The 14838-nt window shown below is 71.6% G+C and carries 11 protein-coding genes and 1 pseudogene; 1 reads left to right on the forward strand and 11 read right to left on the reverse strand.

All coding sequences use genetic code 11. The features are described 5' to 3' along the window. A pseudogene (locus AB0B40_RS14850) lies at nucleotides 1–835 on the reverse strand (Fe-S oxidoreductase); the annotation flags it as partial. A gap of 89 nt (nucleotides 836–924) precedes the next feature. After that, complete coding sequence (locus tag AB0B40_RS14855; RefSeq protein ID WP_362264048.1) at nucleotides 925–1971, reverse strand: LuxR C-terminal-related transcriptional regulator; 1047 nt, start codon at nucleotides 1969–1971, stop codon at nucleotides 925–927. An 861-nt stretch (nucleotides 1972–2832) separates the two neighbouring features. Between AB0B40_RS14855 and AB0B40_RS14860 the strand changes: the two genes are divergently transcribed. Beyond that, nucleotides 2833–3282, forward strand: a complete 450-nt coding sequence (locus AB0B40_RS14860) for an RNA polymerase sigma factor (protein ID WP_345055137.1) — start codon at nucleotides 2833–2835, stop codon at nucleotides 3280–3282. A gap of 466 nt (nucleotides 3283–3748) precedes the next feature. Here AB0B40_RS14860 and AB0B40_RS14865 read toward each other — a convergent pair whose 3' ends face one another. The 9 genes from AB0B40_RS14865 to AB0B40_RS14905 all read right to left on the reverse strand — a co-directional run bounded on the left by AB0B40_RS14865 (nucleotide 3749) and on the right by AB0B40_RS14905 (nucleotide 14782). Next, entirely contained in the window at nucleotides 3749–4441 is a 693-nt protein-coding gene (locus AB0B40_RS14865) for a 4'-phosphopantetheinyl transferase superfamily protein (protein ID WP_345054546.1), read from the reverse strand. Beyond that, the gene (locus AB0B40_RS14870; RefSeq protein ID WP_345054543.1) at nucleotides 4435–5586 is read right to left on the reverse strand and encodes a hypothetical protein; all 1152 of its coding nucleotides are present in this window, start codon (nucleotides 5584–5586) and stop codon (nucleotides 4435–4437) included. The genes AB0B40_RS14865 and AB0B40_RS14870 overlap by 7 nt, the downstream gene beginning before the upstream one ends. A gap of 41 nt (nucleotides 5587–5627) precedes the next feature. Next, the gene (locus AB0B40_RS14875) at nucleotides 5628–7889 is read right to left on the reverse strand and encodes an anthranilate synthase component I (RefSeq protein WP_362264049.1); all 2262 of its coding nucleotides are present in this window, start codon (nucleotides 7887–7889) and stop codon (nucleotides 5628–5630) included. Beyond that, on the reverse strand, nucleotides 7886–9487 hold the full coding sequence (locus AB0B40_RS14880; RefSeq protein WP_345054538.1) for a class I adenylate-forming enzyme family protein: 1602 nt from the start codon (nucleotides 9485–9487) through the stop codon (nucleotides 7886–7888). The genes AB0B40_RS14875 and AB0B40_RS14880 overlap by 4 nt, the downstream gene beginning before the upstream one ends. Before the next feature lie 66 nt (nucleotides 9488–9553). Further along, on the reverse strand, nucleotides 9554–10732 hold the full coding sequence (locus tag AB0B40_RS14885) for an SDR family oxidoreductase (RefSeq protein WP_345054536.1): 1179 nt from the start codon (nucleotides 10730–10732) through the stop codon (nucleotides 9554–9556). Next, entirely contained in the window at nucleotides 10729–11925 is a 1197-nt protein-coding gene (locus tag AB0B40_RS14890; protein WP_345054533.1) for an alpha/beta fold hydrolase, read from the reverse strand. The genes AB0B40_RS14885 and AB0B40_RS14890 overlap by 4 nt, the downstream gene beginning before the upstream one ends. Nucleotides 11926–12000: 75 nt before the next feature. Next, on the reverse strand, nucleotides 12001–13476 hold the full coding sequence (locus tag AB0B40_RS14895; RefSeq protein WP_345054530.1) for an AMP-binding protein: 1476 nt from the start codon (nucleotides 13474–13476) through the stop codon (nucleotides 12001–12003). Further along, nucleotides 13476–13724: an acyl carrier protein gene (locus AB0B40_RS14900; protein ID WP_345054528.1), complete on the reverse strand. Its 249-nt coding sequence runs from the start codon at nucleotides 13722–13724 to the stop codon at nucleotides 13476–13478. The genes AB0B40_RS14895 and AB0B40_RS14900 overlap by 1 nt, the downstream gene beginning before the upstream one ends. Further along, on the reverse strand, nucleotides 13721–14782 hold the full coding sequence (locus AB0B40_RS14905) for a hypothetical protein (protein ID WP_345054526.1): 1062 nt from the start codon (nucleotides 14780–14782) through the stop codon (nucleotides 13721–13723). Before AB0B40_RS14905 ends, AB0B40_RS14900 begins: the two co-directional genes overlap by 4 nt. Between the last annotated feature and the right edge of the window lie 56 nt (nucleotides 14783–14838).

Here is a 14838-nt window from a genome sequence, read left to right on the forward strand (position 1 = left end):
CCTCACCCGGATCGGTGAAATCGATCGGCTTCCCGCCCGACGTCATCGGCAGCAGCGGGCCGAGTGCGGTGGAGCCGTCCGCGTTGCGCTTGAACCAGATGTTCGGGAAACCCAGGAAGCGGTGCCAGGCCACACCCATGCTGGGGTTGAGACCGATGACGCACGCCCATGCCAGCGAGACCGTGACCTTCAGGCCGGCGAACAGGTAGATCAGGTTCTCCAGCGTGCCCGTGCCCAGCCCCTTCAGGGCCAGGGAGATCGGGTGCGAGACCAGGTGGTTGACGTCGTAGCCGGAGGGGTGGAGAGCACCGTCGAGGGCGCGCAGCATCACGATGCACACGCCGATGCCGACGATGGTGCACGAGACGTAGTAGCCCTGCCAGGCGGTGGAGCCCGCGAACCGCGACTTGCGGCCCGGCTTCGTCGGCCGGCTCAGCAGCCGGACCGCCAGCAGGGTGCCGCAGCCCAGGACCAGCAGCAGGCCCAGCACCTCGGTGTAGACCTCGTAGACCACCCAGTGTCCGACGATCGGCAGCGTGAAGTGCGCGTCGAACAGTTCCCCGTACGCCGACACCAGGCTGAGCAGCAGGGTGTAGAAGCCGATCGCGACGAACCAGTGGGCGAAACCGATCAGGCGCCACTGCGTCATCCGGGTGTGCCCGAGAAACTCCCTGACCAGCGTGGCCGATCGGCGGCCGGGGTCGTTCGTGCGGGATCCGGCGGGCACCGGCTGCCCCAGCGCGACGAACCGGTAAACATACATCGCGGCGCGGGTCAACAGCGCGACACCGGCCACGCTGACAACCAGTGAGACCACTGTCGCGGCGATCTGCATCGGCTCCTGCTCCTTTCTGCGATCCTTTTATCAGGAATTACCGAGCGGTAACTTACTGGATGGCGCGACCGGGTGACGGGTGGGGTGGGTCACACACGGTTTCCCTCAGGCGTTTCCGCCGTCCAGTAGCCGCCGTACCGCTCGGCGCTCGGCGGCTCCGGGTCGAGCAGGCCCAGTTGTGCGGCGCGGGCTCCTGCCGCGAAACGGCTGGTCACTCCGAGGCGCTGCATGAACTCCGCGATATAGCGGCTGATGGTGCGCGGGGAGACGCCGAGATTGCGGGCGATCTTCTCGTCCTTCACACCTTCCGCCAGCATGCGGACGATGGCGGTCTGTTCGTCGGTCAGCCGGACGCCGTCCTTGTCCGGCCGGCCGGCGGCGTACGGCGTCGCACCCTGCCAGATGTGCTCGAACATGGCCGCGAACGAGCGGACCAGCCGGGCTCCGCGCAGCACGGTCATGCCCTCGTCGGGGTCCTCGGGGTCCAGCGGGAGGAGTGCCAGGCTGGTGTCCGCGATGAACATGTCCATGGGCACCAGCGGGGCCAGTCGCAGTTCGACACCCATATCGGCGAGGGTCTCGAAGTAGGCGGCGGCGTCCGGTGCGGCGAAGTGCCGCTGGAGGTGGAGGCGTCGGACGGTGATGCCGCGCTCGATGAGGTGCCGGTCGAGGCTGAGCGTCCGGCGGAGTTCGAGCAGCGGGGGCATCGGCCCGGAGTACACGAAGGACACGACCTCCTGGGCGCTGACGGAGAGGTCGTTGAGGGCCTGGAGCAGTTCGTTGCGGCCCGAGACGATGTTGACCTGGACCTCCGACCGTTCCGCCGCGACCGCGGGGATGTACACGTCGACCAAGGAGGCGACGGCCTCCTCCAGGCGCTGGAACTCCTGGACCCGCTTCTCGACGAGGGTTCGCTGCCGGCGCAGTACGCGCAGCAGGGCCGCCTCCGGTGAGACCGGGACGATCTGGTCACTCTCCCGCTCGTTCCGCCCGATCAGGCCGAGCTCCTCCAGAGCGGACCAGGCGTGTTCGGCCTCCTGCTCGGATATCCCCAGCTCGCGGGCGAGGACGGCCGATTCGACCTCACCCCGGGCGAGCAGCTCGAGATAGACGATGAGCTTGGAGGCCTCTGACATCCCGCTCCTGACGGCGGTATCCCCACCCCTCGCCACGCTTGCCCCCTAGACGCGTCACAGCTGAGTTGATGGCTGCTCAAGTGCTTAATTTGACATGAGCCTTGCAGTCAGTGCGACCACCGGCGGCCGGTGACCGGCAAGTGAGATACATGTCACGGTGAGTGAGCGCGCCGCGTCCGGTGCGCACGGAGGAGAGGGCCCCGGGCCGGCCTGGTCGCTCAAATACTGTCGGACATAAGGGAGTTGGTCCATCCAGGACAGGCGCCCGGCCGAGGGGCGCATGGTCGAACAGGATATACAGGGACCGAACGGGGCCTATTGATCGGCTGGCGTGGATCTGCCATGACTTGTTTTCGCAGAGCGAAAGGGCGACGCCGAAGGGTGCGGCTCCCTAGGCTGATGTCAGGACCAAGGATCTTGCCGAGGACCTTTTCATGCCTCCTCGGCGCCGCGGTCCCTATCTGACGATGCGTATTACGGGGGTAGAACGTGAATCGTCGCTGCATCGAGTGAGCCTCGGGCCGCGGGCGTGAAGTCGCCGTCCGCTCTCGGGATCGTCACGGGCGGTTGACCCTCCCGCTGTGAGTCATTGCGCGAATCAGCCACGAGATGCCCCGCATTTCGCGTGCTTTCGTGTCATGCCTGGTCGGGCACTTGGATGCCCGTCCCTTTCCGGTACCAAGCCGTGTCTGCTTTCCGGCTGAAAACCGTGTCTCGCCGGCGGCTGCCGTCCGCATGCCAGAAATCTGCAGTGCCGCACCGAAATCCAGGGGGATGCTCGAAGTGAGTCACCAGAACGATCAGGTCGTCAGCGATGTCACCATTCTGCTGAAGCGCGCGCAGAACGGGGACGAGCGGGCCATGGAGGACCTGCTCCTCCACATCACCCCGTTCGTCAGGAGGCTCTGTCTGCCTCTCGCCCAGGCGCACAGCGCCGACGCCGCCCAGGAGGCACTCCTGGCGATCTACCGGGGGATCCGCGGTCTGCGGGAGCCCTCGGCCTTCTACAGCTGGGTCAGGGCGGTCACCACACGAGAGGCCGTGCGCACCGCCAAGCGGATCGGCCGGCGCACGACCGACGAGCTCTCGGAGGCGCCCCACGGCGCCGACCCGTTCGTCTCCATCGACGTCTCCGACGTACTGGGCCGGCTGCCCGACTACCACCGGGAAGTGCTCACCCTGCGCGCCTACTACGGCATGGACGAACAGGAGATGGCCACGATCCTGGAGCTGCCCGTCGGCACCGTCCGCTCGCGGCTGTTCAGGGCCCGGCGGAACTTCCAGAACGCCTGGCATCAGCGTTCCGCCTGACCCGGGGGACGCCGAGGGCACCGGCCGGCACCCGGGCGAAGCCGACCCCGCCCGCCGAGGCGCCGGGCACCTGCGCGTCGGTGGTGCGCCCCGCGCCACCGGCAGCCCCGCGAGGCGCGTCGTCCGCGCGTCCCGCGCCGACGGCGGCCCACCGCCCCGCGCGACGTCCCGGGCCCGAACCGGCCCGCGGGCCGCCGGAACCCGCGCAGGCGGGGCTGGGCGGGCCGACGGCCCCGGGGAGGAACCGCGGCACCGGCCCGCGTAACCCCGGCGCCCGCCGAAGTGCCAACCGCGCCCGCCCGGTCCCAGGCACCTGCGGCCTGCGCCCCGCGCCGTCGGCGGTTCACCGCCCCGTGGGACCTCCCGGGCCCGAGCGGGCAGGCGACTGCCGACGGTCCCGGGAGGACCCGCGGGACCCGGCCGTACCCCGGCGCCGTCGGGTGCGCCCGGGCGGGGCAGGCCGGTGTCAGAGCACATGTGGTGCGGCGGTCCAGGTGAGGACGCCGGGGCCCACCGGGCGGACCGTGACGTGGAGCACGGGGCCGGGCAGGCGCCGCGGCCGGGCGCGGAAGCCGTCCGGCACGGGCCGGAGGGCGACTCCCCGCAGCATCGTGGGCGCCTGCGTCGGCGCCAGCAGCGAGGAGAACGCCTTGAAGGCGGCCTCCTTCGCCGAAAAGGCGGTCAGCAGCCGCCACTCGGCCTCGCCGGCGTCTCCCGCGGTGTCGTTCAGCCAGGCGCGTTCGTCCGCGGACAGCACCAGGCGGGCCGCCTCCCCGGGCAGGGGGTGCAGCTCCAGGTCGATGCCCAGGGCCCGGTACCGCCGCCGGGGGGCGACGACGGCGACGGCCGTGTCCGCGCTGTGGGTGATCGAGCCGACGCTGCCCGGCGGCATGCCCGGCCGCCGGCCCTCGCTCAGGATCTCTCCGGCCGGGAGATCCGCACGGACCAGCGCACGGCGCGCCGCGCACCGTCCGGCGGTGAACTCCCGGCGCCGCACGGGGAGCATGTCCCGCAGGAGGCGTTCCTCGCCGGGCCCGGCCGGTACGGCGTCCGGATCGCCGGCCCTGGCCACGCCGAGAGCGAGGCCGTGTTCCTCGACGACGGGGCGCAGGCCGAGCACCAGCCGTTCCACCCACGCCCCGTCGAGGGTGTTCAGCACCGGTCGCGCAGCAGCGCGGGCCAGGTGGCCGGGTCGTCGTCCAGGTAGCCCGACAGCCACTCGGCCCAGCGCTCCAGGCCGAAGCCCAGGCAGACGGAGAAGGCCGGCTGGTCACCGAAACCGATCTCGAAGCCCTTGCCGAAGTGCTGGTTGTGGTAGTTGAGCGAGGCGACCGCGACGGCCGAGCCGCTGTGCGCCATGCGCCCCACCAGTTCGTACTTGACGTCCATGGCCGCCTGGAAGTTGGCCAGCTCCGGACGCTCCTTGGTGAAGAACGGATCACCGGCGGGCGCGACCCGGCAGGGCAGCGCCAGTTCGGTGGCCAGCCGGATCAGCTCCTCGATCACGGCCTCGCGGAACGCGCGGGCGGAGGGCCGGTCGCCGAGGAAGACGATCTCGCGCATGCTGAACGACCACAGGCGGGTCGGCGAGGTGTCGGTCTGTCCCTCGTACCGGCTGCACCGCCCCGTCGCCGTGAGCGTGAGCGGCTCGGCCAGCCGGGTGCCGCCGAACCGCTCGAACAGGCTCACGCACACGGCCGGGGCGAGCACGACGGGGGACATCTCCAGTTCCGCCTCCCGCGCCTGCCGGTCCTTGGCGGCGGAGAACCGGTCCAGGGCGTCCAGGTCCGGGCGCACCACCGACGTCGCGGTCACGTGCTGCGGGAAGTTGTGGGTGTAGTCGGCCTTCTCCAGGGTGGACCACGGGACCATCGCGGGCACGGTGTACTCGTCGGCGCCCAGCCGGGCGGCCAGCTCGCCGAAGAGCCGGTCCAGGGCCCGGACCAGCCGGGCGGTCTTCGGACCACCGACGTACAGCCCCGGTCCGATACGGCCCTCCTCCTCCCCCGTGCCGCCGGCCGGCGTCGCGGGCAGGTCCCACTGGTCCAGCTTGCTGCTGCTGCGGCGCTTGACCGGGCCCCCGAACCGCCGGTACGCCTCCCCGATCATCCGCTCGATCCGGTCGGCCCGCTCGGGGTCGGCGGCCGAGAACTCGACCCGGGGCACGTCCGCGAGCAGCAGCCGGTGGCTGCTGGCCTCGGTGACGCAGTAGCGGAGCATCGCCGTGAACTCGCGCCGGTTGTCGTCGGCGAGTTCGCCGGGCGCCGTCCAGAGCCGCTGGACGTCGGTACCTGTTGCCGCCATCGTGGGGTTGCCTCTCTTCTTCCTCGGCTCGTGTCGGCCGGTCACACGCGGTCGGGCCCGGGCCGCCGGGCGAGCCCGGCCACCACGTTGCGGATCACGGCGAGGCCGTGGTCGTCGAACTGGGTCATCAGCGACTCGGGGTGGAACTGCACGGCCGCCAGCGGCCTGGTGCGGTGCTCGACGGCCATCACCACGCCGTCGGCGGTCTCCGCCGTGACGCGCAGGTCCGCCGGCAGCGACGCCCGGTCGGCGTACAGGGAGTGGTAGCGGCCGACCGTGATCCGCTCGGGCAGTCCGGCCAGCACGGTGCCGCCGTCGCCGAGCACGGACACCGTCGACGGCTTGCCGTGGAACGGGCGGTCCAGCACGTCCAGCCGCCCGCCCAGGTACTCGACGACGGCCTGCAGTCCGAGGCAGACGCCGAACACCGGGATGTGCCGCTCCTCCGCCAGCCGCAGCGTGCGCGCGGTGCCGAAGTCCGCGGGCCGGCCGGGCCCCGGGGACAGGACCAGCAGATCGGGGTCGAGGGCGTCCACCAGGTCCGCGTCGAAGCCGCTGCGGTAGGTCGAGACCTGGGCACCGGCGTGCCGGAAGTAGGACGCCAGCGTGTGGACGAAGGAGTCCTGGTGGTCGACGAGCAGCACGCGCACGTCCGCCCGCGCCGGCGCCGGCGCCGGGAGCGGGGGCGGGGCCGTCGGACGGCGAAGGCTTTCCGCCCGGCCGGTCTTCGGGGCCGACCGTTCCAGCGCGTCCAGCGGAGCGAGCGCCTTCAGCTCGGTCTCGCTCTCCTCGGCCGCGGGTTCCGAGTCGTGCAGAAGGGTGGCTCCGGTGCGCACCACCGCCTCCCCGTCGCGGATCTGCACGGTCCGGATGGTCAGCCCGGTGTCCAGCGTGCCGTCGAAGCCGATGCGGCCGAACGCCCCGCCGTACCAGCGGCGCGGGGAGCGCTCGTGCTCCTCGATGAAGGCGATCGCGGCCCGCTTGGGCGCGCCGGTGACGGTGACCGCCCACATGTGCGTCAGGAACGCGTCCAGCGCGTCCCGGTCCGGCTGCAGGGTTCCCTCGACGTGGTCCACGGTGTGGATCAGCGTGGAGTACATCTCCAGCTGACGGCGGCCGACGATGCGCACGCTGCCCGGCTCGCAGACGCGGGCCTTGTCGTTGCGGTCGACGTCGGTGCACATGGTCAGCTCGGACTCCTCCTTCTGCGAGCCGAGCAGAGCCCTGATCCGCTCCGCGTCCTCGAGCGCGTCCCGCCCGCGCGCCGCGGTCCCGCTGATGGGGCAGGACTCGACGCGCCAGCGCCTGCCGTCCGCGCCCTCCCGGGGGTGCACCCGGACGAACATCTCCGGCGAGGTGCCCACGAGGAACTCCCCCTCACCGAGGTTCATCAGCATCTGGTACGGCGAGGGGTTGCGCCCGCGCAGGGTGCGGAACAGCTCCGACGGGGCGGTGCGGCAGGGGCGCCGGAAGGTACGGCTGGGCACCACCTCGAACAGGTCGCCCACCCGGAACCGCTCCTGGGCGGTGCGCACCAGCTCGGCGTACTCCCCGGGCTCGTGGTCGGAGCCCGCGGGCCCCGGCGCGGGGCCGGTGAAGGGGGCCGGCGGGGTGCTCCGGTCGAGACCGGCCGTGCGGGCGCCCTCGACCTCGAACTCGTAGTCGTAGCGGAAGGCCGTGCCGGCCGCGTGGTCGAGGACGGTCACCGAGTCCGGGATGTGCACGACCATGTCGCGGTCGTGCCCGTCGCGCCGCTGCCGCAGCGGGACCGGATCGAAGGCCAGCACCAGGTCGTAGCCGAAGGCGCCGTACAGGCCGAGACAGGGGTCCGGGGGCCCGGCGAACAGGTCCTGCACGGCGCGCAGGAAGTCGAAGGCGTTGCGGCGCCGGGTCCGGTCCTCCTCGCTGAGGAGTTCCTGGCCCGGCGCGTCGCCGATGGTCCCCGTGAAGCCCGTACCGGTGCCGTCGCCGAGGCGCACCACGCCGTCCAGCGACTTCTCCGCGGCGCGCCACAGCACGGGCAGCAGCACCTCGCCGCGCGCGTTCAGCGCGCGGACCTCCACACGGCCGAGACCGCGCAGCACGATCTCGACCGCCGGGTCGGTGTAGCCGACGCCGTGCCGCCGGTAGCGGCCCGGGTACTCGTAGTCCGAGGTGAACAGCGCTCCGCGGCGCTGGTCGAGCGCGGTCTCGAGCCGGTGCGCGGCGGTCTCCGCGTCGAGCGCGGTCCGGCGCCGCTCGACGCGGATGCCTCCGTCCGTCACCCACTCGTCGGGCCGGTCACCCGCTGCGTTGCCGGTCATATGAGTGGCTTCACCTCGTCCAGAGTCGGGATGGTGCCGTCCGCCAGGCGTTCGGCGAGCACGTTGCGCTTCACCTTCCAGGTGGCCGTGTGCGGCATCTCGTCCCAGGCGATGTGCACGGGGTCCGCGACCTGGGGCAGACCGGCGACCGCGGCCGCCCAGGCGGTGCGGTCGAGGGGCTTGTCGCGGCGGGTGCAGACCACCGGCTGGATGCCGCCGGGCAGGCTGACGAAGACCGCCTCGGTGAGCGTGGGGAGCTGGTCGAGGATGGTGTCCTCGGCCGCCAGCATGCTGGCCAGTTCGGGCGTCTGGTCGAACTCGCGGTCCAGCAGGTGCAGGCAGCCCCAGCGCGACTTGTAGCCGATGTCCTGGAGGTTCCACCAGTCGCCGTCGCGCCGTTCGTCGTACAGCTCCTGCTGGCCCACGTAGGTGATGCCCAGGCCGGTGGAGGTGGCCTCGATGAAGCCGTGCCGGGTGCCGTCGTCGACGCCCGGCCGGGGCCTGATGCGGGCCTTCGTCATGCCGATGAAGGGATGGCCCACACAACGGCCGTCGGCGCGGCGGATGTTGCGGCGCGTGTACAGGCGCATGGTGACCGGGCCGGTCTCCGTCTGGCCGTAGGACTGCAGGAAGATCGGCCAGCGCCGCCTGCTGGCACCCAGCATGACGCGGATGCTGCGCGGGTGGATGGCGTCGAACGTGCTCATGAAGATGCGCACGCTCTCCAGCGGGCCGTCCGGGTCGTCCGCGAGCTCCTCCCAGTGGGTGTACATGTTCGGGTGCGCTTCGACACCGCCCGGCCTGCACTCCAGGAAGATCTTGCGGACGTTGTCCACGTCCGCGTCCGTGAGGGCGGCGATGTTGATGCCCAGTTCCAGGGCGGTGGCCAGGGCCGCGTAGGTGCGCGAGTGCACGAAGGAGATGCACATCGCGTACGTCTCGCTGTAGCGCAGCCAGCGTGCGAGCCGCGCCTGCATGTTGATGGGCAGCTGGGTGCCGCGCCGTGCCGCCGCGACCATCTTCGGCACGCCGGTGGTGCCGGAGGTGTGCGTGATCAGCGCGGGGTCGTCGGCGGGGAGGTCGTGGTACGGGGGGCGCCGGTCCGCCGGGGCGTCCTCCAGCGAGGGCAGCCCGGCGGCCCGGCCGTGCGTCAGCACCGTGGACGGCACGATGACGCGCAGGCGGTCGCCGTGCTCCCCGGACACGGCGATCTTGGCCGCATCGGTGACGAAGTGGGCCGGCCGCAGCCGGTCCATCATGATCGTCACGGTCTCCCACTCCAGGAACGGGGCGAGCATGGCCGGCACCGCGCCGATCCGTGCCAGCGCGCAGGCGAGGAAGAGGAGATCGGCGTTGTGGGTCTTGTAGACGCCCACCACGTCACCGGCGCGCACCCCGAGGGCGTACAGCCGTGCGGCGGTGTCCTCGACGAGGTCCGCGACCTGCGCGTAGGTGGGCCGCATGCCCAGCTCCGGCGCCAGGTCGAACGGCTTGTCCAGGTAGAACAGCGAGTCGGGGTGGCGGAGCGCCGCCTGCTGGGTCATCAGTCCCAGCGAGAACAGCTTTCCGGGTTTCGGCAGATCTGCGGGGACCGGCACCGTTGGGTCTCCTTTCAGGGCATGGACGTCTGGTACGGCGGGTGCGGGCGGCTGCGCGGGCTCTCGTCAGCCGACGGGCTGCGGGGTGCGGGCCTTCTTGTAGGCGAAGTCGGCGCGCTTGGGGGCGGAGCCCCGGCCGTCCTGCCGGATGCGGTCCAGGTACCACTGGACGAAGTCGCGGATCACGTCGCGCTCCATGGGGAACGCGGACGCCCCGGCGCCGCACACACCGGCGGTGTTCGTCTGGTCGAAGTGCTTACCGTTGATCATGTACGAGGCGTAGAACTGGATGCCGTCGTCGAGCTTCTTGTCGACGGCCGTCAGCATGCCCTGGCTGTTCACGAACTGCGGCCGGCGCAGCCCCGCCAGGTCGAAGACCTCCTCGATCACATGGCCGACCTCGGGGGAGGCGGAGTTGTTCAGGTGGTAGATCCGGCCCAGCTCGCCGGAGATGCCGATCCGCACCGCGTTGCGGGCCACGAAATCGACCGGGACGAGGTCGCACTCGATGCCCGGGTCGGAGATGATCGGGACGCGGCGGTGGCTCAGCAGGTTGCCCAGCTCGGCCTCCACGGAGCGCTTGAAGCGCAGCACGGAGGACACGAACCCGTACATGCCGGTGAAGCTGGTGGCGGCCCGGGTCACGCTGTGGCCGATCACGATGGAGGGCCGCAGGATGCGCCACGGCAGTCCGGAGTCCCGCACGGCCTGCTCGCCGACGGTCTTGGTCGCCTCGTAGACGTTGTTGGCCCAGGCGGTGTCCTCGGGGAAGGACTCCGTCTGCGTGCCGGTGCGCCTGCCCGCCACGTAGGCGGTGCTCACCTGGTTGAACACCGGCTCGCCGAGGGCCTTCGCGAGGGCGAGGACGTTGTGCACGCCCGTCACGTTCATCAGCTGGATCTCGTCGGCGTGCCGGTCCTCGTACTTCAGCGAGGCGGCCACGTGCCAGACCGCCTCGACGGTGCCGATCCGCTCGGCGGTCGCGGCCACGTCGACGTCGGTCATGTCCCCGGCCACCGCTCGGGTGCGCTCGCGCACGGAGGGCACGAGGTCCTCCATGTCGTAGACCTCGGCGGCGTGGACCAGGGCCTCGTGCAGGCGCTCGGTCGCGGCCCGGTCGTCCTCGCCGCGGACGAGGCAGACGACGTCGACATCGGTGCGGGCGAGCAGTTCCAGCGCGATGGCGCCGCCGACGAAGCCGGTGGCCCCGGTGACGAAGTGCTGGGTGGTGGTCGAGGCCGTCACTGGTTCTCCCCCTTGGAGACCGCCGCGGTCACGGCGGCGTCGTGGTGCTTGTGCAGGTGGTCGGCGATGGTGGCGAGGCTGTCGAAGACCTCGGTGGGCACGTCCATGTCCCACTCGATGCCGAAGGTCTCCTCGATGTGTCCGAGGAGCTGGGTGAAGGCCCAGGACTCCAGGCCGATGGCGGACAGCGGGGTGTCCGCCAGGCCCTTCCCGGGCAGGTCGGTGCGGTCGGCGACGACGACCCGCAGCAGCTCGCAGAGCTTCGCGACCACCGGGTCCGTACCGTCCTCGGCGCCGGCCCGGGACGCCGTCGTCGCCCCGGACTGGGGAGCGACCTCGGCGTCGCGCCGGGCGAGCCCGTCGAGGAAGTCCTGGATCGCGGCCTGGAAGCCGTCGCCGTCCTCCATGTACGGCAGGTGCCCCACGCCGCGCAGCCAGACGGTGGCGGAGTCCTCGATGAGGCGTCCGGCCTCCGCGGCGTTGTCCTCCTCCCACAGGGGGTCCTGGTCGCCGAGGAGCAGCAGTGTGGGCACCTTGATCCGGGAGAGCAGCTCGGGGCCGTCGGCCGCCTGGAGGGCCGCCTTGAGGTTGGCGAGCATCGGCTCCGCGGGGTGGACGGCGGTGAACGCCTCCCGCAGCCCGAGATAGCCGGCCGCGCCCATCTCGCGCATGGCGTCCTCGGCGAAGACGACCGAGTACAGGTGGTCCCACAGGGCCGTGGTGCCGCCGTTGGCGAGGGAGTTGATGCAGGCCCGCTCGGTGGCGCGGCGCTTGAGGCCGTCCGACGGGGTGCACGAGGGGCCCACCATGATCAGGCCGGAGACCCGCTCGGGGTACCTGACGGCGAAGTCCCGGCAGATGAACGCCGAGGTGGAGGTGCCGACCAGGTACGTCTTCTCGACGCCGAGGCCGTCCAGCAGCGCGAGCAGGTCACTGACGTGGTCGTCCCAGTCGAGGTCGGCCTTCAGCGACGAGGCACCCTGGTTGCGCAGGTCGTAGGTGAGGACCCGGTTGCGCGTGGCCAGTCGGGCGGTGTAGTTGCGCCAGATCGGGGCGATGATGAAGAAGTTGTTGACGAGCGTGATGTGCGGTCCCTCGTCGCCCTGCAGCTCGTAGTACAGCTCGATGTCGTCGGAGACCTTGAGGGTCTGCTCCGAGGTGTAGCGGATGTCGACCCCGAGTGGCCTGTCCATCTGTTTCCTTCCGGTGGGGCACGATGCCGCCGGGTGGCGGGCGGCGGGTGGCGGGATGTCGCGGGCGGCCGTCGGTCAGGCCCGCAGGAGCTTCTTGAGGATCTTTCCGGCGGGGTTGCGCGGTACCTCGTCGATGAGTTCGATGCGGCGCGGCCGCTTGTACGGGGCCAGCTGCCCGGCCAGGTGGCTCATCAGTTCGGCCGGCTGCGTCCCCCGCGCGGCCACGGCGTACGCGAGCGGGACCTCGCCGTAGTCGGGGTCCGGGATGCCGACGACCGCCGCGTCGAGCACCGCGGGATGGGCGCGCAGCGCCCGCTCGATCTCCGCCGGGTAGACGTTCTGTCCGGCGCGGATGATCAGGTCCTTGCGCCGGTCGACCAGGTGGACGCGGCCGGCGCCGTCGACGAAGCCGAGGTCGCCGGTGCGGATCCAGCCGTCGACGGTGACCTCCGCCGTGGCGGCGGCGTCGTTCCAGTAGCCGTGCATGATGCCCGGGCCCCGGACGACGACCTCACCGATGGCGTCCGGCCCCAGCTCGGAGTCGTCGGTGTCCAGGATGCGTACGGACATGCCGGGGATCACCCGTCCCGCGGGCAGCACCTCGGGCAGCCCGTCGCCCGGGGCCGGGTGCTCGGCGGGGCCGAGGGTGACGAAGGGCCCGCCCACCTCGGTCATGCCGTACACATGGCGGAAGCCGCAGCCGAGCCGCTCCGCCGCCTCCGCGTACACCTCCGGGGGCATCGGCGCGGCGCCGTACAGCACCTCCCGCAGACTCGACAGGTCGGCGCTCCGCAGTGTCCTGGCCTGCAGCATGAAGCGGAGCATCTGCGGGACGAGCCATACGTGGGTGGCGCGGTGCTCCTCGATCGCGGTCAGTGCCTTCTGCGGCTTGAAGCCCGGCATCAGCACGACGGTGGCGCCGGCCGCCATGTACGTCAGCGAGACCACCATGCTGCCGTGGTACAGCGGGCAGCAGTTGACCATCACCATGTCGTCGGCGGGCGCGGCCGAGGCGAGCCAGCCGAGCGCGATGGCCCGGAACGAGGCATGGTCGACGGTGACGCCCTTGGCCTGGCCGGTGGTGGCGGAGGTGTGGAGGATCGCCGCCACCGCGTCGTCGGGCACCACGGGCAGCGGCGCCGGGTCCGGGGTGGCGGCCAGCCGGGCGAACTCCTCGCTCTCGAAAGCGATCCGCAGCCCGACCGGGAGGTCCGGGTGCCGGTCGAGGAGGGCGGCCTCACCGATGACCGCGCTCGCGCCGGTGCGCTCCGCGACAGCGGTCACCTCCGGGCCGAGCAGGCTGTGGTTGACCGGCACGAACACCGCGCCGATGCGGGCCAGGGCGAAGTAGCTCTCCAGCACCTCGATCCGGTCGAGGGAGAGCACCGCGACGCGATCGCCGGACCGGATGCCGAGCCCGGCCAGCCCCCGGGCGAGCCGGGCCGTACGGTCGTGCAGCTCGGCCCAGGTGACCGAGCGGTGGTCGTCGATCAGCGCCGTACGGTCAGGGAAGCACTGCCGGTTGCGCTCCAGCAGCTGGGACAGCCACATCAGACGCCGCCCGCCTGCGCCGCGCTGCCGCGCTCGGCCACGAACCGCTCGTAGTCGGCGATCGTGGAGAGGCCGTCCATGTCCTCGGCGGTGACCTCGACGCCGGTGCGCTGCTCGATGAGCAGCACCAGGCGCACCAGGTCACCGGAGTCGATCCCGCTGGCGCTGAGGTCGACGTCGTCTCCGATGCTCTCCGCGAATTCCGACATACCGGTCAGTTCGACGAGCATTTCCCGTACGGTGCTCATGAGTTGCCTTTCGCTGCTGTGCCACTGAAGGTGTTGTCCCAGGCCCCGTCCCCGACCGGGCAGCGGTGCTCGGCGAGCGGCTCGCCCGCGGCCACCGTCCAGGGCAGGAACCGGCTGGGTACGGAGCCCGCGCAGAAGTCGACGAAGCCCTCCTGCGCGCGGTCGTGCCGGATGGAGAGCAGGGCGATGACCGGGTCGACGGGCTTCCAGACGTCGTCCTCGTCCAGCACCTCGAGCCAGGAGTGCTCGGCGTCCAGGACGCCCAGGAACCGCCCGCGCCGGGTGCGGACCGTGAGCCCCTCGGCGAGGGCCTGCCGCCGCATCCGGAGCGAGCACACGGTGCAGTCCATGATCCTGGCCTCCTCGACCGCGGCACGGTCCAGGCGCAGGAGCGGGTGCATCCACTGGAACCGGTAACGCCCGTCGAGCAGTTCCGCCAGGGTGTCGTCGAAGAGCCTGCGGGCCACCGCGGACCTGAGCGGGGTGTGCCGGCCGGCGGTGGAGATCCGGCCGGTCAGGCGCACGGCCCGGCTGCCCGTCACGGTCAGCACGCCGCCTTCCGTCACCGACTCCTGGTCGCAGTGCAGCTCGTCGATCCGCCCGCCGAACACCTGCGGCGCCGGCAGGGCGATCCGCCACTGGCCGCCGGGGCACTCCTCGTCCCGGCAGCTGAGCCTCCACTCGACGTCCCAGCTGCGGGGCGCGGTCCACGTGTGGGGGGCGGCCGAGGCGTAGCGGATCATCATGCGCTGCCCGGCGAACGGGACGCTGGTGACGGCGCCGGAGTAGAGAGCGACGTTGGCGAGGTCGTTGTAGTCGAACCTGACCGCCCCGCCGCTGCCCGAGTGCGGGATCCCCGCCGCCACGAGAGCGTCGAGTACGAGGTCCCGGCAGCCGAGCAGCGCGAGGGCACCGGCCCGGTCCACCTCGAACCGGCGGTACTTCTCCGGCATCGGGACCAGATCGTGCAGTGCCTGCAGCCACGGCTGCAGGGCCGCGTCGGCCGCGGCGGGGACTGCGGTCCCCGCGTGGGTGACGGTGCCCACCTGTGGAGCCACGGGATCGTTGTTCCTTCCTCGTTGCTGTGCGTAGCTGTCGTCGCTGGAGTCGCGCG

The organism is Streptomyces sp. NPDC042638 (assembly GCF_040647235.1).
Lineage (GTDB): Bacteria > Actinomycetota > Actinomycetes > Streptomycetales > Streptomycetaceae > Streptomyces > Streptomyces rameus.